This is a genomic window from Paenibacillus sp. NAIST15-1, assembly GCF_001894745.1.
GTDB lineage: Bacteria > Bacillota > Bacilli > Paenibacillales > Paenibacillaceae > Paenibacillus_B > Paenibacillus_B suaedae.
On the sequence record NZ_BBYF01000001.1, the window covers coordinates 692557 to 709716 of the forward strand.

Sequence of the window (17160 nt, forward strand, 5' to 3'; positions counted from 1 at the left end):
CCGGCCATAGGGAAGAGCCGGATCGCTGCGAACAGCTTCCGGCTCTTGGCTTGCAGTGTACCCCGCTGCGGTTCGTCATGGATCGGTCACGTTGGACGTACCGTTGGCGTATACGGCGGCAGAATGGTCGTCAAGCAGTGCGCCTTTGTTGGTTGGGGCTTCATTCATGACATGGCCGTGAAGAAGGCCGCGTTCTTCATGAACAGGCTTTCCAGCTTCGCCACGAGCGGTCCGTCAAGCTCCGATACCTGTCTGATCGCCAACCACTCCGGATCGTTGCGGAAGCGGTCGTAGTTCAGGTTGCGCGCGTCCATGTCTTCATGCTCGACGAGATAGTACAGCCGATTCGCGCCTTCGTCCCAGTCTTCCCAGAACTGCGTCACGTTCATGCCGTGCTTCGCGAACAAAGCAACGACATGGTCCCGGAACCGGTCCTGGATCGCCTTCATCTTGCCCGGGTGAATATGATAAACCCGCAATTCATATAACAAAGTTCTCGCCTCCTCATTCAAATTCGCAAGCATAACGGTCGCGGGTTCCATTTGATTGTCCACGCAAGCGATATCGATTATTACCTACTAATAGGTAGACAACCGACCTCGAAACCGCTCTTTGACATCAACCGTGCGTCCTTCATTGAGGAACAACTGGATAAACATCATGTCCTCCGTTCGCTGTATGTTCAGCTACGTGGGATCGTACACCATGCCATAGGAGTCGTGTTCCGTAATGACCTGGAACGGTCGTTCGCCGGTACATTGAGCGTGTCGATCATCGCCTGATACACGATATCCCCTACTTTCTTTTGATACTCCGCCGATTTGACCTTCATCAATGCGATGCGTACGAATGGCATGCCGCATTCCTCCTTATCGTTTTCCCTTAGTCTTTTCCTCACGCTTAACCGGCGTGTTCGGTATGATTGAATCTTAGCACGATGAGGTCTATGCTAAGAATGCAGGCGAGTTCGTTCGAAGAGTTCGTGTAAGTTCGTGTTATCGGGAGGAGAACTAATGGCGGGTAATCAAACGGATCGGGTATGGCCGGAAGAGATGATTCGCAAACTACGGCAGAGACCGGGCCCAACTGGAAGGGCGAAGCTGCGGCAGATTGATCTGTCCAAGCGGATCGGGGTGGAGACAAGGACGATACAGCAGTGGGAAAATGGCGAACGGCTTCCGAGCGCCCATAATCTGCAACTGCTGATTCAACTCTTTGTAGTTGAACAAAAATTTCTTCGCGGTTCCGAGAGCGCGGAGGCTCAGTTACTTTGGGAGACGGTTCGTCGATTCCATGACGACAGGTCAGGAAATAACCGGATGTATCCCCTCTTTGACGAACAATGGTTCGAGGCGATTCTCGCGGATGCTTCTGCAGGTAGCGATTCTAACGTTCACTCCGGAATCCGATCGGAAGGTTCGCCGGTTCACAGGACCGATGAATCGCCGCGAAATGCAACCGCGCCATACGGGACAACGAATCTACCCAGCAGAATGTCCTCGTTTATCGGCCGCCTCGAACAGGTCGGGGAGATTCGGCAACAACTTGCTGACTACCCCCTCGTCACGCTTGCAGGTGCCGGGGGAAGCGGCAAGACGCGCCTGGCGTATAAGGTCGCCTCGGACGCCTGCCTCTCTTATCCCGACGGCGTGTGGCTGTTCGAGCTCGCTTCGGCGATGGATATGCTCTCGGCGCTGAGAATCATTGCATCGGTGTTGGACATCAAGGAACAGAAGGAACGGCCGCTTATCGAATCCTTGCTGGACCATATCCGGAACAAATGCATGCTTCTCGTATTCGACAATTGCGAGCACTTGATCGATTTCTGCTCTTCTCTCATCGAGCGGTTGTTGTCGGCATCCCCTAAGGTCGCCATTTTGGCCACCAGCCAGGAGCCGTTGAACATCGGCATGGAGCGCGTATGGAGGATTCCGCCGCTCACGTTCCCCACGGAGAATGAGCTGCGGAATCATGCAGCAGATGACGCCATTCTGTCCTGCGAGTCCGTTCAGCTGTTTATCGAGCGCGCGACCGCTGTATCTCCCTCCTTCCGCGTGACGGAAGCGGACGTGAAGATCGTCGGACGGATCTGCGAACGCCTGGAGGGCATCCCGCTGTCCATAGAACTGGCTGCCGCCCGGACGAACGTGCTCAGTATCGAGCAAATCGACGAACGGCTGTCCGATTTGTTCGCCGTCCTTACAGCCGGGAGGCGAACGGCTGCCCCCCGTCATCAATCGCTTCGAGCCACCCTGGAGTGGAGCTTCGCCCTGCTCACTGAGCAAGAGCGGCAGCTGCTGCGGAAGCTGAGTGCTTTTAACGGGGGATTCGAGCTGGACGCGGTCGAACAGATATGCGCGGATGAAGAATCGAACCCGTCGCTCGGACGGTTCGATCGTCAGGAAGCCTTAAACTTGGTTGCTAGCCTATTCAATAAATCGTTTCTTTCTGTTGATTTGGCAAGTAGCGGACCTAGACGCAGATATTCGATGCTCGAGACCATTAAACAATTTGGAATTGAACAACGGGAAAAGCACTGCACGGACGAGGATCGCGAACGGATGATCAGTCGCTTCGTCGAGCACTACTGTCGGTTCGTAAATAGAGCGGAACGGGGATTCCGCAGTCGAGACCGGGATGCCGCATTCGTGGCGATTCGGCGGGAATACGCCAACATTCGCTCCGCGCTGAGATTAGCCTGCGATCATCCGCGGGAGGCGGGAGCTGCAATACGAATGGCAGCCTGCCTCTATTATTATTGGCTGCATGAAGGGACCTTGCAGGAAGGATCCGCGCTGCTTCGAACGGCTCTGGCGACGCACGGTCAAGCTTCCGTTCAAGAACACGCGGTCAAAGCGAAGCATGGTCTTAGCGTGTTGCTATGGGTTATGGGAGAAGTCGAGGAAGCCGAAGATTTGGCCAGACAAAGCGCGGATGAAGCTCGCAAGCTCGGACATCCGGCGCTCCTGGCATCTCAGCTTCGCATGCTGACTCAGCTGGCATCGAGTTCGGGCTTAGGGGACGAAGCGATCCGGTTAGCGGAAGAGAGCGTGCTTCATGCCAGGAATTCAGGCGACGATTGGAGCCTCGCGTCATCCTTAGGTTCTCTGGGCAACATTCTGGTGGTGCAACAGCATTGGGAACGAGCCGAACCCTTGCTCGTCGAAAGCGCCTCTCTATTCGAGAAAGCAAAAGACGATTTGGAGTTGTCGGGACCTTTGCGGACATTGGGATATATCGCGTTAAACCGGCGGAAGCCCAAAGAAGCGTTCGCACTCTTCAAGAGAGGCATCGCCATCTGCCAAACGTATCAGAGAACGTGGTTCCTCGCGCGAGGAGTCGAGGGACTTGCAAGCTCGTTGTGCGGGCTGGGAGAATACCGGGCGGCCGCTACGCTTATCGGAGTCTCCGAGAAATTAAGAGCGAAGCTTGGCTCCGCGGCTCAGCCTCAGTTTCAATTGATTTATGAGCAAGCGAAACGAACCTGCAGGCTAGAATGCGGCGATGAGCCGTTTAACGAGGCCATTACGATCGGAAGAGGAATGACGAGAGAGCAGGCCGTTTCTTATGCGTTAGAAGTATAGGGGCACTCCCGAATGGAATGCACAAATGACGCCTTGCCTTACCGATGGCTTCATGCTTCCACCAGCCTCCTTGAACGCTTGAACGGCAAAATTAAAGGACTATTTTTCGAGGGTATCTGATTCTGCAATGACAAGCAGGAGGCCATCCCGCAAGGAATGGCCTCTTCGTTAGGGACGGATTTCGGATGTTTTCTTAAAAATTTCGTTTTTATTACAGCTCCTAGGCGAGCAGAAACTCTATATTTTGTAACCATTCATCAAAAGTTAGCAAGCCGGGGTGTAACTTCCGGACTTCAGCAATATCAATTCTTAGCTCCTCATTATTAATAAAGTCAAACGTTCTTGCTCCGCTTGGACTTATTTAACGTATAGTTTCGACGGGAATTTCCACATAGGGAATACTTTTTCCAATAGCAACCGATATTGCGTGCGATATAGCCCTGGGGGTCAACGAATCCCCGGCGATTTCAACGGTTTTGCCTAAAGTTGTACACAGTGAAATAAGAGTTAATGATAGAATGAATGCATGGGAACGAAGCCCAATTTTCCTTAGAGCGCATGCTGCAAGTGAAGGAGCATGCGCTACTTTTTAATCTTCAGGGATCTTCGGCTCAGGCCATATGAAGTTGTCCAAGGGGTACTGTGACATCACAACATACCCTCGTCTGCGCCCCGCTGGGCTTCCGAAGTCATAGGCGTTCAGGCCTTCGCTTGGGCTACGCTCCCCTCCATTATAATCCTTACCAAATATTAATTAAAGAACATACGCGGGTAGCATGTAGTGCTTTTAAAGGAGCCTTATCTTAATCTAAGCACTAAGAAAACACTTTATTTTCTGGATTAAGTCTCTTTGACGACTCCTCGATGGTACAGTCTATACTTTTTAAAGGCTGACGCTTTTCTTAGCCGAAAATCTCAACAAATCAAAGTTGCCAGTCTAATACTCTATTTTCTCCATCCAGAATCAATCGACCTTATCAGTGGCACGTAAACCGTTTCTTCCTTTTGATAGCAAGAATAAACAGACTATAATTAACTCCTACAATGAAGGAGGTATCCTAGATAATGCATTCCATCTGTGCAATACACCCAATGCTAGAGAGAACATTAAGCAAATTCCTTATTACTCCAACATCGAGAAGAAAAACAAACTGAATTAACCAGTTTAGTCGAATCAAACGATGATTTACATTCGGTAGGAGTAATACCGGAGGTAAAAGGAAGACTCTAAATCCCGAATGGATTTAGACCATAGATTTCACATCGGTCAGGCGGTGACGGATCACATTTCCCCCCGCCTGAAGCGGGGGAACCTATGGAGGTAATAGATAATGGTGGAACAGCTTTCATTTTATCTTTTTGATTACTTTCCTTCTTTACAACAGGCTACAATTTCTAGGCCTGTTACTGTAAATCCCAGCGTGGATCATAGAATCGGTACGCTCAATACAGGTACAGGAAAGAAATATGCATATGACTGTGGGGAAGAATTGCACGGCGCCAGAAAGCATTTAGTTGCAATGGCAAGATTTTCAGCAGAATGGCAGAAAGCTATCGAAGAGGACCCTACCCTAGCATATAAAATGGTGTGCAAAAACGAGCTGTTAGACGATTTTAAAGCCGAGCAGCTCCGTGAGGAGGGATTTACATCTCAAGCAGCCTATGCCATTAAGTTGCTCTGGGACAGGGTATGTCAGCGTCCTGAGGATGACCCTTTGGAGCGGGAATATTTTATTCAAGCCGTTGGAGAATTACGAATACGGCTTTCAACAGCCACGAATGAACAACTGGTTCGAGAAGCTATTAACCAGCTTCGAGAGGACTTCTATAAGGCGCGTTATTCGACATATCGTCTCAAATTAGAGGCTGAACCTGAACTGATGAATTTTCGTTTCTGGTTAGCCCTGGGCAACCGCTTTAAATCCTTATTTGTAAATTCATCTCGTCGAAGTACGACAATTGGTTACCGCAGTCTATTATCAAAAGCTTTTTCTTCGGAAGAGGGAAGAGACTGGAATTGGACGCTTTCAAAGAAAATAGAGAGCGACAAAGCTAGAGTAGAAAATGCTGAGCGCTGGAAACGTAGGGTTCCGGAAAATGTGATTAGACACTCTCAGGAACCATCTGGCGTAAGCCGTCCTGATCATTTAATTGAATTGTATGGTTTTCGTGGAATCCAATTTGGTAACTGGGTTGAGGATGAAGCTGGCAGGTATCATGTACTCTGCTGCGGAAATGCACTATCTGACTTGGCTGCATTGCGATCGCATCTACATACTCGGAAGCACTCGCACATTCCATATGGAAGACAGAGCATCCAATGGATGGTATTTTGCCTGACCTCTATGCATTATGTGCCGAGTACAAGGCCCCTATATTGATGCATATTGATCCTCCTCAAGGCATCCCGATGCTGAAACTGGAGGAAGCGGCCAAGAAATACCCAGATACTATATTTATCTTTGGGCATGCAAATGCCTACAATTCTCCCGAAAATATACGCTCACTGCTAAGCGAACACCCGAATGTCTACGTGGATTTTTTCGCAGGCTTTACGGCATTTAATCCATCCAGTGCCTATAAGCTGGAGGATTTCGTCCCTATCATCAAGGAGTTTCCGGATCGCTTTTTGCTAAGCACGGATTCAGGTTACGGCCTCACGAGCGAAGAAAACGCAATTCAAGCCATGTACATGCTGCTTGACGCATTAGACGATCCAGAATTAATCAACAAAATTGCATTCGGCAATATCGAACGGCTCATCAGTGAACAGCCGGCTACACATTCTCAGCTTGCCGCAATTCGGCAACTGGAAAACAAGACAGGCAAGAAATACGACATTACGAATCTATCCAAAGAAGATGCCAGCAAGCTATTGCTCCAAGCAGGTCAACCGTTACCAGGCACTGCAGATGAGTAGTCGATTTTGAGCATTCCTTTGCTCCCGTACCCCCGTGACGTCAGGTAAGGGAGCATCCATTATTCTCAGATAAATCAAACTTTAGCCATGAATCATAGTCTGATATAGTACCACAATAAAAAACTGCATCCCCTTCGATGGATACCATCTAAAAAGGGGAGATGCAGTTTTTTTACAATAGTATTTAGAAATGAGTATTCATACTCTTTTCTATCTATGCCCCGAAATCCGTACGATTTGTCTGCTGCTCGGTTGCCTGCCGTTGCTGTAGTAAGAACATAGCAAGTCCAATCAAAATGAGTGCAATGCCAATTCCTTGCTGAACCGTGATAATCTCATCCAAAATGAAATAAGCAAGGATGCACGTCCCGACCGTCTCTCCAAGAATACTCATAGAAATGACTGACGTACTGAGCCATTTCAACAGCCAATTGAATAACGTCTGACCTAAAATCGTGGCGATGAAGGCGAGTCCGATAAAGGACCACCAGGTGTTAGCAGAATAATCGAAGAAGGATGTTTGCTGACTGAAGGAAAAGAGACTTAACAAGAGCGCACTGCTTGCATAGCCAATGATGGAATATGGAACGAGCGACAACTGTTTGCGAACATGCTGGCCAACAAAGAAGTAAGCCGTAATGACTCCTGCCGCAATAAAGGCAAGAATATCGCCGAACAGCGCCTGCCCGCTAATCTGGAAGTCCTGCCACCCGATGACGAAGCTTCCTGCAATCGCTACGATACAACCGAGTATGGCCCCTATACGGAAGCGTTCTTTAAACAAAAAGTAGCCTCCCGCCATGGAAAAGAGCGGCTGCAAGGTCACGATCACCGTTGAGCTTGCGACTGACGTGTAATTCAATGACTCAAACCAGAGCACATAGTGCGTGGCTAGAAATAAGCCTGACAGCAGTCCATACCCCCATTGCTTCTTCGACAATGAACATATTTCTCGCATTCTCTCTTTGTCCGCGAGAAGAAACGGCAGCAGCATAACCGCTGCAAAAAACATCCGATAAAACGCCGTAATGCCAGCCGGCGCATCTGCTAACTTCACGAAGATAGCTGAAGTCGATAATGCCAACACCCCGAGAAATAAAGTCGCATAAGACATAAGCGGTGATTTCAATACTGCTCCCCCTAAACAATGTGTTAATCAACTATACAGCGTTCGTTACCATGTACACATGTAAGTATAATTAGAAAGGCACACAAAAAATAGTAGGGAATGCAAGCCTATTGAAGGCCGCTCATTCGGTAAAATGTTACGCTCCAAAGATTTTTATATTTTATAAATAAATATTTATATATAATACTTTACTCATAAAGTGATATCATTTACAATGACTACACCAACATTAACCAAAAAGGTGGTCATTATATGCTGCTGCGTCACAAAGCCTTCAGGCAATTATTTGCCGGAAGAGTCCTGAGCGTTTTTGCGGACTCCATACTCTTTTTCTCGCTACTCAAATGGATTGAAATCAAGTCGAGCGGAACAGAATCCTTTACGTTTTTCTATGTGGCATACTATCTCCCTATTGTGCTGCTAGCCCTGCCTGCCGGAGCCTGGATATCCGGAAAAACGCTGCAGCATGTGATGGTATGGTCAAATGTCGTCCGCATGAGCGGTATGATCCTGTTCTTTTTACTCTCAAATATGATCCCGATGCCGTGGGTATATGCGCTCCTAATTTCAGAAAGCATTGTCGGTTTATTTTTCATGCCAGCCAGTCAGTCTCTCCTCCCTCAAATCGTTAGCGAAAAAGAACGTCCATCAGCGAATAGCTGGCTTCAGATGGGCTATACGGTCGTCAAAATAACAGGTCAGATCTTTACCGCCTTTATGCTCAAAAACGGGTCCTCGCCTGCTTCGTTGCTGTTGTTTTCAGCCTTTCTTCTCCTATGTTCGCTGATGTGCATTATGCGCATGAAGCCAAAGGTGAAACAGGAAATGCCGGAACGCCGTGGCCAATGGACTTTGATGAAAGAAGGTGTCCTTTATATTGCTCGTCACCGCCAGCTCGGCACGTTGTTTGTTTTTTTGACGATTGCCATGTTCATTGCTTCCTCAGTGGATTTGATTCTGCTCTCCTTTTTAAGGGATGTGCTTGGTTCAGGCGTTGAAAATCTAAGTTTTATCGGAACAGCTTCCCTTTCCGGCATGATCGTGGGTGCGGCTCTCGTTCCAAAATGGTATAAAAAGATAGAGAGAAAATGGCTGATAGTCCCTCCATTTTTCACCCTTTGTATCAGCATCGGCAGCTTATATGCAATCCAAAATTGGCTGGTGATATTGCCCCTCTTTTTCGTGCAGGGAATTGCACTAGGATGCTTTAACATTACATTTGTGACCTACGTTCAGGATATTGTGGAGAAGGATAACTACACTCGCGTTTTCAGCATGTACCATATGATTTCAACCAGTGCGGCTCTGCCAGGTATATTGCTGACCGGAGTGTTGCTTTCGACATGGGGAGTAACAACGACGGTTCTCGTGATCAGCGGAATGTTGCTTATACTCGGAATTGCCGGAATTTTGGCTATACCATCTCTTGGTAAAGGAAACTCCGCAGAGCAAACGAATAATGAAACAGTGGCGGTTTAATATATGAAAATGACAGAAAGGAAGTAGAAACGATGTCGTTGAAGTTTGGAATTTTGGGCTTTCTTAGTAAATGGGAAGCGACTGGTTATGATCTCAAAAAGGAATTTGATGATTTTATGAGCATCTTTTGGCATTCACATTTATCACAAATCTATCCGGAACTTGGACGTTTAGAACAGGAGGATTACATTACAAGCCGCATGCAGCCGCAGACGGGCAAACCCGACAAAAAGATCTACGCCATCACGGAAAAAGGCAAGCAGGAGCTGATCTCCTGGCTGCTTTCGCCTCCGGAAACGCCGAAGCTTAAGGACTCCTTTCTGATGCAGGTCTTCTTTATGGACAACATTCCCGCAGAGGAGGTTATTTTCCAGCTAAAGGCCTATCAAAAGGAGCGGGAACAGCGGTTAGCCAAGATGAAACGCATTCTTCATGAGCGCTGGGAAAGCATCCGAGAGCGTAATGTCATGAATTCACGGATTTTAATGAGCTCAGCGGTCATAAGAAGAGGTTTGGAACAAGAAATCCATTATATAAGCTGGTGTAAAGACACGATCGAACTAGTGGAGTCCTGTTCCGCACTTTGGTCGCAGGATATCGACAAATCAGATTTGCCTGATGAAGTGTATATTCGATTTTCGGACGTCGAACCTTTATTCAAGAAGTATTATGGCAATTTAATGAAAGATTAACACATATATAATCATTTTCCGTTATCTGATTAATCAATGGGCGTGACCTAAAAGAAAAATCCCGATGAATAAATCATTCATCGGGAAAACGAGTCGACATTTTGATGTTGCGATCAGTTTCTTTTATAAACTTCTAAAATATAATCATAAAATCTGCTGGAATTGTTCTCTACTCGAATAAAATATTCCTGATCCTTTATCAACTTCTCAGAAAATTTCAATTCGTTGCGCGAGTCCACTGCTCCGCTCGTGATTTTCTTTCTATTGGCATCATACAGGGTCACTTCGGCTCCCTCAACAGGAAGCTCAATGTTAGCAGCGCCAAAGTCAAATGTATAGAATGTAGTCTCAGGAGCCTTAAACTTAAAATAGTCGTAATCGTCATCGCGGGATGCTTTACCATTGATCATGGTATGTGTTTTTAGAGGAAACTCATTAGCACGCTTAAACGTATCGTTATTTTCAATCTCATTAAAAAAATCAATTGCTGCAAACGCTGGCGTGGATAGGCCAGCTACCATAGTAAGCCCCAAAATACCTGCTATGATCTGTTTTTTCATCAATTAATGACCTCCTAAAATAGTTTGAAGCGCAAGGAGTCTGAGGTGTCGTTCTATCTATCATTTTACGATTCAAATATGCTGCCCACTAGGGTAGCGTCATGACATGATTCAATGAATAAATTTACTTTTTTATGAAATGAGTAGACTCAAACAAAACAAAGAATATGTAAGCCCGAAGCTCGTCATGAGACAAAATCGACCGGCAAATGCCGAGCTCCGGATCCATCAAGTTATATCAATGCAATAGCGAGTAATGTGAATAAGCTTAGGGTTATGATATCGTTATTAACGAAAGGAAAAAAGCCTGACGTTCTTACAGCTCCATAATTCGCTTCGGGACGCAAATAGACATTTTGATAATCTACCTTAACAACTGTCCCTCGGTACTCTTTCCGATCCATCGTCAGGATACGAACTTTTTTGTTCATACAGTACAAGCAATTATGATAGGCTTCCATTGTTGTTCCCCTCCTCCCTATTCACCATATGACACAAATCCAATTGGGACACGGCGAATACACTTCCTAGCGAGGGGATATTGTCTGCCTAGCAGCATCTCCTTACCATTTTCAATCTATGAACAAAGTTATTGTCCCTTCATTTTCTTCTTAAAGCTCATCACCGCGATAGCAAAAATGAAGACCGCATAGCCTGCTACCCAAATAAAAGGGACAACTAGCTTGCTGTATTCGCCAGCCAACGCATATCGTGCAGCATCTACTGCATGAGCGAACGGCAATACATAGGCGATTGACTGGAATGCACCCCCGATCATATCCAGTGCAAACCATGTTCCGCTAAGCCATGCGGATAGATTAACGAAAATCGCAAATATCCCTCCAACTTGCTTGTCTGTGAAATATGTCCCCAGCAGCAGTCCAAACCCAATATACAGAAGCGCCATCATCAAGAGCAGAATAATAGCTACCAGCACATTCAAATGTATGGAAAGTCCTAAGAAAAAGGCTGTAATCAAGCACACAGCAATTTGCAGAGCCGCAATTGGCAATAAGGGAAGCGCATATCCGATGATATAATCGGATGCCGACATGGGCGAAGCGAAGATCCGCATCAGAAATGAGCTGCTTCTATCCTTCCCGACCAGCATTCCTGAGAATAACGTAATGAATGAAAAGCTAAAAACGATCACACCTGGCGTTATATTCTCGATTTGAAATAGAGCAACGGGCATGTTCTTCTGCATGAGTGAAAAAAGACAGATCATGATAACCGGAAGCCCCATTCCAAATAGAAGGGTCAATGGATCTCGTAAAACTTCCTTACGATTGCGTGAAGCAAATGCGAAGTATTTCATAATCAGGCCTCCTCTTCTGTTAATGCGAGGAATATTTCTTCTAGCGAAGATTTCCCGGTTTTTCTTTTTAACTCCTCGACTGTTCCGAGCGCATGCAAGGTACCGCCGTGCATAATACCAACTCGATCCGCAAGCGCCTCTACCTCTTCTAAATAGTGCGTCGTTACGATAATCGTGATCTTGCCTTTCAACTCCAGTAAAATCCCCCATAAATCACGTCTAGCTCGAATATCGAGCCCTAACGTCGGCTCATCCAAGAAGATGATTTTCGGATTGGAAATGAGTGCCATCGCAATGCTTAGTCGGCGCTGAAGCCCGCCTGATAGTGTCTTGGCTTTGCTTCTCGCCCGCTCTGTAAGCCCGAACCTATCCATCAAATCCATCGATTTATGCTTGGCCTCTCGCTGGTTATATCCATAAATGCTCGCAATGAATTCTAGATTCTCCTTCACCGTAAGATTCGGGGCGACTGCCGTTTCCTGCGGCGAAAGGTTTATGTTCTGCTTTACTGCCGTCGGATTGGTGACAATACTATCGCCTGCCATCCATGCATCGCCGCTCGTAGGGGGAAGCAGGCAGCTTAGCATTTTAATCGTGGTCGTCTTTCCGGCACCATTTTGACCAAGCAATGCAAAGAATTCTCCCTGTTCAATCGTCAGCGATAGATTGTCGACAGCCTTGCGCCCTGTATAAGTTTGGGATAGCTTCTTGACTACAATGCTCATCTATTCCTCGCCTCCCTCTTCGAATCGCTTCAACTGAATCGCAGCATTAATCTGTTTGATGTCATTCTTCGATATGACGTATTGCGTTACCCAAGTAATGATATAGGTGCCTAGAAAGCTGAGCAGGAACATAAGCACATTACGGGACGTCTGCGGCATCCACAGCAGAATAACGACCGGAATCCATACAGCTGCCGTGATGCAAAAATGAATGAAATACTGCTTCAATAGTCCCCACTTCGCCACATCGAACACGAGTGAGCTAGTTGCGAAGGTAATCCCTATTAATCCGGTCAGCAGATTCTGCACGATAACGGCTATCGTCCCATTATGGAAATAAGATCGAAATTGTTCGACAACCGGCATATATTCCCCCTGACCTACAGAGAACGAAATAATGATCTGGACGATTTGTCCAATGATTACGCCGATAATGAAGCCACCGGCAACTCGATTAAGTAGATTTTTCACGATGATTCACCTCATATACCGAACAGTTTCTTGATTTTTGCAACATAACGCCTAGAAGCATAAGTTTTCACATTTCCAGCGAGCGACACGCCAATCGTTCCCGTCATGCTTATATCCATGTTCCGAATCATCTTGATGTTCACGATCTCCGAATTCGAAATGCGGACGAAGCATTCGCTATCGAGCTTTTCTTCCAATTCATACAGCCTAGAACGAACAGTGTAGATACCGGCGATCGTTTGAAGGAACACCTTCTGTTTCTCTGCGTAAATTCGGACAATATGCTTGCAATCGACGATTTCTACACCGCGATCTGAAAATACAGGCAAGGCATCTATATAAGTCTCTGACAGCCGCTTCATGATTTCTGATATTTCATCCGTCATTTTGTCGGTTAGGATGATGATCTTCGGCTCTGTACAAGATGGATCGATCGATACTTCGAATTTCACGTCATCTCATCCCCTTCTCTCGGTTCTAACTATAGGAAGATTCCCCACTGCTGTAAATGAATTCGCGATAGACGGTCGTTTTCGGATGATAACTGGTTGCAATTTAACTGCACTCTTTGTACGGCAGCACTTTCGCCAAACAAAAAACACACGGAGAAAGAGCCTCCGTGTGCCGATTCTATATCTATTCTCTTGTATGGTCGGAAATGAGGGCGCAATTTGAAAGTCTGTCATTTCACCAAGTGAACATTCCCTAGTATTTCAGCATAACTAATGCTATAATTTAGGTGTTTTATGTCAAATAATTCGCTTTTAAATGGGAAGGAGTGAATACCTGATGAAAAAGAGATCTTTGAGAAGCCTATCCTCCGGTATCGGGTATTCTACTGCTGTTTTCTTCTAGAATTCAATGTGACGGGATAAGTCTGTCCATTTTGAAGGAAATAACCGAAACCATTTAAAAGGAGATATTACTTATGACACAAATCAATCCTATCGTTTCCAGATATAATCCTGAATCGATTGCAAAGCCGGTTGGAGAATACAGTCATGTAACCAAAATTGGCAGAGATGCGGAGCTGTATGTTTTTTCTGGTCAAATTGGAATCGATCAAAACAATCACATTCCCACTGACTTCAACGAACAGGTAACGAACACGATGAGCAACATTGTTGCCCTCCTTGCTTCTCAGAAGCTAACTCCTGATCATGTCGTGAAAGTAAATATTTGGGCGACGGAAGAAATCAACTGGGCTCATTTCGATGCGGAGTGGAATAACGTATTCGGTGCTACACCTCCTTCCATGACGATTGCCTATGTTGCTGGATTAGGTCTTCCTGAATTGAAAATTGAACTGGATGTATGGGCTGCAGGCTGATAAACGGCTCACATCATGTTGATATGTAACTCCCCCTCAGTGAGGGGGAGTTCTTTATGGTAAGGCTGGATAGCTCTCGTACAGATGGACTTCCTTATCATTAACCGCGCTGAGGAATAATAGAGAGTGCGATCTTCTAAAGAATTGCGTTCTGTATCCACCATTCTACTGGGTTCGATTTATTAGCAAACCGGATCGTAGCCCTTTACGAGGGCACCAATGCGCGTCTTAACTCCAAGCATATCAATAATTGATGCAATGTGATATTCAACGGTTCTCTTGCTCATCGCAAGAATAACAGCGATTTCTTAATTGCTCTTTTCTTGAGCAATTAGTTTAAGCATAAGCATGGACTCCAATATCGTACGCTTTTTGGTAGAACTCCTATAAGAGTAGCCGGACAACATAATAATTTTCATAGCTAGCCCGAATTTCTCTTTACATAGCTTCGCCACTTCGAAGCCATCCATATGCGGCATTGAAAAATCTATCACGAATACATTTGGCTTTACATGGTTCAGCTCTTGAATACCCTCGCGTGGATCCGTGAAAGTTCCGACTACATGAAGATCATTCTCCTCGTTTATTCGGTTCTTTAATCCTTCCATGACTAAATGGTGGGTTGAGGAATGAATATTCATTGGACCACCCAAATAATAGACCTGATGATAAATGGATGCCAAACGGAAGTGACGTGATAGCTTTCAAGCGCAATCCCATATAAGCGCTTGAATGCATGGCCAAACCCATCATGGCTAACGCCTTGATGTTTTTCTACTGCACGCCGTCCTTGATGACGCCGAATGTATGATTGATTCCGAAATGATATGGCAAGTAAGGCCAAGATGCCCGAAAATGGCACACCAGAGCACTTGATGGCAAGCTCCTGCTCGCGCGAACCGCATGAACAAAATGTGCGGATTGACCTATCCTGGGTCACGATGCGCCACCGATGCCGTTTGCAAGAATGCCTTCTGCTTCTCTGCATAGATTCTGACAATATGTTTTCATTCGTTGATTTCAACGCCACGATTGGTAAATGCGGAATAACTGGTTCCAGCTCATAGTTCACTTCAGTGTCCGGGTTGTACTGACTGTTACTGCTTACAAAAAACACACGGAGAATAGGCTCCGTGTGCCTCATATCAAAAAATTCGATTTTATCGTTTGAGAATTGTACATTTAACAGCACGAATTAAGACTAAAGTTCAGTAATTGGAATGAATCTCTTCATGTATTTTCTTGTTATTTTGCAAGTAATATTTGTTTATCCACTAAATCTTGTATAAAACTTTCAAACTCTTCAATTGAATATTTACTATTATATAATTCTTCAAAGGTTGCATTTCCATCAATTGTCGTGCTAATGATTTTAAAAGCTTCTTCGTGTACGAAGAAAGATTCATTAGTTACAACATTTTTCAAAACTCTTCCATTTTTATAGATTGAATTCGAAAAGATATCATTATAACAGTAAGTGCACTTTTCTACTGTAATCACCTTCTTAAACGGTAAATTGTAAAGCTGCAACTGATAAATCATTTACCTTCATCTACTTATAATTTTAGGTGTGTGTACTAGAATGGTCAGAAAGAAAAATATGATAAATATCTTGTTTTTTCAATCACTATTCAATTACATTTTCGAAACAACATTATCTTTTCCAAGAGGGATTACCTTCAATTCCATGTTCTCACCTCCTTTTGCCTAGTACACACACCTAATACTATATAAGTGAGATCATGGCATTATGAAATGAATATTGAATTCTTCGAGCACCTCTAGTTATCCGTGTGTTCCTAGGGTGGCCAGAAAAGGAAATATTGAGAGTGTTTTGTCTCAATCACTCTTCATTTAACTTCTTTTATCAGGGAGGACGCTAGCTCCCAAAGGAATTACTTTCAATTCCATGTTCTTACCTCCTTTTTGCCTAGTACACACACCTAAAACTATAAATATGAGATCATGGCATCGTGAAACGAATATTCGAGTTCTTCGAGCACCTCTATACTATCCTTAAAATGTAAAGGTTCATCAGTAGAATGTGCCTTATATAAATCCAGACATAATCTTTCCCATTTTCTGTTTGCCTTTTCCAATAGTTCTATAAGGAGTGGATTATTTATGTACTCACTTTTAATCAAATAATTTTTTGAAGAGATTGGTCCATCCACGGACTTAATGGATCTCATTAATTCGTAAAATGATAACGAGCGATAAAATGCATCTGAATTATTCATTTGCTCGAGCAGTGCTTTTAATTTTCCGAATTCTTTTGTGCAATTCGATACATTTTTTTCTGCATTCTTATTTAGAATGATAGGAATGTTGCCTCTGATCTTTTGTACATCTGGTCTCTCATCATAAAGCAAATTAATTAATTCAACATCCGTATTATTATTACTTGTTAAAGCAACGACGAGATCATTAAGCGTAATGTGCTCTTGCGTATATCTTTGATCGCTAGCGATGAATGATTTCGTATGTTCATCATATTTTTCGATTATGATAATGTGGCTTCCGTTATTTTTCTTATAATTAACGGCATCAAAAGATAAATAGTAGCTATTAACTATTCCAAGTTGATTCTTCTTTAAAGACACTTTATCAATAATGAAATTTGTAGCTTTATCGGTATCATTAAAATTTAAAATATCCAATTTAATGTTTGTAAATGAAGAAAAATGCTCTGTATCTATTATGTTTCCTTTTATTGAAACGTTTTCATAAAACTCATTTTCATTCCTCTGTACACTAAAATCATAACCACCAAAATAAAGGAAAATTTCAGGTTCGCTCATATTAGTGTCAAAAATATTATTTATATGTTGCATTATTGCATAATAAAAACAGTGTTTAATGATTCTCACCTTCCCAGTAGAATTGGTGAATACCGTTCTTCTCCTCATGCATATGCTTCTGAAATCCTAACACTTTCAAAAGCCTAGCAAA

Annotated in this window: 19 protein-coding genes; 6 read left to right on the top strand and 13 right to left on the bottom strand. The window is 44.6% G+C overall.

Translation table 11 applies throughout. The features are described from left to right. Positions 1-164: 164 nt before the first annotated feature. Both PBN151_RS03080 and PBN151_RS30960 read right to left on the bottom strand, forming a co-directional pair. Positions 165-491 (bottom strand): NIPSNAP family protein, encoded by a 327-nt coding sequence (locus PBN151_RS03080; protein ID WP_072727602.1) that lies wholly within the window; start codon positions 489-491, stop codon positions 165-167. 191 nt (positions 492-682) lie between these two features. After that, the gene (locus tag PBN151_RS30960) at positions 683-856 is read right to left on the bottom strand and encodes a tautomerase family protein (RefSeq protein ID WP_175560590.1); all 174 of its coding nucleotides are present in this window, start codon (positions 854-856) and stop codon (positions 683-685) included. Between the two features lie 157 nt (positions 857-1013). Here PBN151_RS30960 and PBN151_RS03085 point away from each other — a divergent pair, with 157 nt between their 5' ends. The 3 genes from PBN151_RS03085 (at position 1014) to PBN151_RS03095 (ending at position 6504) form a co-directional block, all read left to right on the top strand. Beyond that, positions 1014-3584, top strand: a complete 2571-nt coding sequence (locus PBN151_RS03085; RefSeq protein WP_072727603.1) for a helix-turn-helix domain-containing protein — start codon at positions 1014-1016, stop codon at positions 3582-3584. Between the two features lie 1331 nt (positions 3585-4915). After that, positions 4916-5965: a hypothetical protein gene (locus tag PBN151_RS30600; protein WP_139295259.1), complete on the top strand. Its 1050-nt coding sequence runs from the start codon at positions 4916-4918 to the stop codon at positions 5963-5965. Next, a complete protein-coding gene (locus tag PBN151_RS03095; RefSeq protein WP_265332070.1) occupies positions 5965-6504 on the top strand; it encodes an amidohydrolase in 540 nt (179 codons plus the stop codon). The genes PBN151_RS30600 and PBN151_RS03095 overlap by 1 nt, the downstream gene beginning before the upstream one ends. 214 nt (positions 6505-6718) lie before the next feature. Here the strand turns inward: PBN151_RS03095 and PBN151_RS03100 are convergent, their stop codons facing one another. After that, positions 6719-7633: a DMT family transporter gene (locus PBN151_RS03100; protein WP_072727605.1), complete on the bottom strand. Its 915-nt coding sequence runs from the start codon at positions 7631-7633 to the stop codon at positions 6719-6721. 252 nt (positions 7634-7885) lie between these two features. On the opposite strand from PBN151_RS03100, the gene PBN151_RS03105 reads away from it, so the two are divergent. Both PBN151_RS03105 and PBN151_RS03110 read left to right on the top strand, forming a co-directional pair. Continuing rightward, entirely contained in the window at positions 7886-9112 is a 1227-nt protein-coding gene (locus PBN151_RS03105) for an MFS transporter (protein WP_072727606.1), read from the top strand. Between the two features lie 32 nt (positions 9113-9144). After that, positions 9145-9804, top strand: a complete 660-nt coding sequence (locus PBN151_RS03110) for a PadR family transcriptional regulator (RefSeq protein WP_072727607.1) — start codon at positions 9145-9147, stop codon at positions 9802-9804. Between the two features lie 113 nt (positions 9805-9917). On the opposite strand, the gene PBN151_RS03115 is transcribed toward PBN151_RS03110, so the two are convergent. The 6 genes from PBN151_RS03115 to PBN151_RS03140 all read right to left on the bottom strand — a co-directional run bounded on the left by PBN151_RS03115 (position 9918) and on the right by PBN151_RS03140 (position 13330). Continuing rightward, positions 9918-10364: a hypothetical protein gene (locus PBN151_RS03115; protein WP_072727608.1), complete on the bottom strand. Its 447-nt coding sequence runs from the start codon at positions 10362-10364 to the stop codon at positions 9918-9920. Between the two features lie 233 nt (positions 10365-10597). Then, on the bottom strand, positions 10598-10825 hold the full coding sequence (locus PBN151_RS31735) for an LSm family protein (protein ID WP_072727609.1): 228 nt from the start codon (positions 10823-10825) through the stop codon (positions 10598-10600). Positions 10826-10953: 128 nt separating this feature from the next. Next, complete coding sequence (locus PBN151_RS03125; RefSeq protein ID WP_072727610.1) at positions 10954-11682, bottom strand: ABC transporter permease; 729 nt, start codon at positions 11680-11682, stop codon at positions 10954-10956. A gap of 2 nt (positions 11683-11684) precedes the next feature. Then, positions 11685-12407, bottom strand: a complete 723-nt coding sequence (locus tag PBN151_RS03130; RefSeq protein ID WP_072727611.1) for an ABC transporter ATP-binding protein — start codon at positions 12405-12407, stop codon at positions 11685-11687. Beyond that, positions 12408-12878 carry a DUF3021 domain-containing protein gene (locus PBN151_RS03135; protein WP_083544837.1) on the bottom strand — a complete coding sequence of 157 codons (471 nt, stop codon included), beginning with the start codon at positions 12876-12878 and terminating at the stop codon, positions 12408-12410. A gap of 11 nt (positions 12879-12889) precedes the next feature. Next, positions 12890-13330, bottom strand: a complete 441-nt coding sequence (locus PBN151_RS03140; RefSeq protein ID WP_072727613.1) for a LytTR family DNA-binding domain-containing protein — start codon at positions 13328-13330, stop codon at positions 12890-12892. A gap of 476 nt (positions 13331-13806) precedes the next feature. On the opposite strand from PBN151_RS03140, the gene PBN151_RS03145 reads away from it, so the two are divergent. Next, on the top strand, positions 13807-14208 hold the full coding sequence (locus tag PBN151_RS03145) for a RidA family protein (RefSeq protein ID WP_072727614.1): 402 nt from the start codon (positions 13807-13809) through the stop codon (positions 14206-14208). Positions 14209-14390: 182 nt separating this feature from the next. On the opposite strand, the gene PBN151_RS32460 is transcribed toward PBN151_RS03145, so the two are convergent. The 4 genes from PBN151_RS32460 to PBN151_RS03165 all read right to left on the bottom strand — a co-directional run bounded on the left by PBN151_RS32460 (position 14391) and on the right by PBN151_RS03165 (position 17009). Then, on the bottom strand, positions 14391-14513 hold the full coding sequence (locus tag PBN151_RS32460; protein ID WP_370510395.1) for a hypothetical protein: 123 nt from the start codon (positions 14511-14513) through the stop codon (positions 14391-14393). Positions 14514-14516: 3 nt separating this feature from the next. Next, positions 14517-14816: a response regulator transcription factor gene (locus PBN151_RS03150; protein ID WP_265332068.1), complete on the bottom strand. Its 300-nt coding sequence runs from the start codon at positions 14814-14816 to the stop codon at positions 14517-14519. 637 nt (positions 14817-15453) lie between these two features. Beyond that, positions 15454-15750: a hypothetical protein gene (locus tag PBN151_RS03160; RefSeq protein WP_072727617.1), complete on the bottom strand. Its 297-nt coding sequence runs from the start codon at positions 15748-15750 to the stop codon at positions 15454-15456. Between the two features lie 407 nt (positions 15751-16157). Then, on the bottom strand, positions 16158-17009 hold the full coding sequence (locus PBN151_RS03165; RefSeq protein WP_175560591.1) for a hypothetical protein: 852 nt from the start codon (positions 17007-17009) through the stop codon (positions 16158-16160). Positions 17010-17160: the final 151 nt, after the last annotated feature.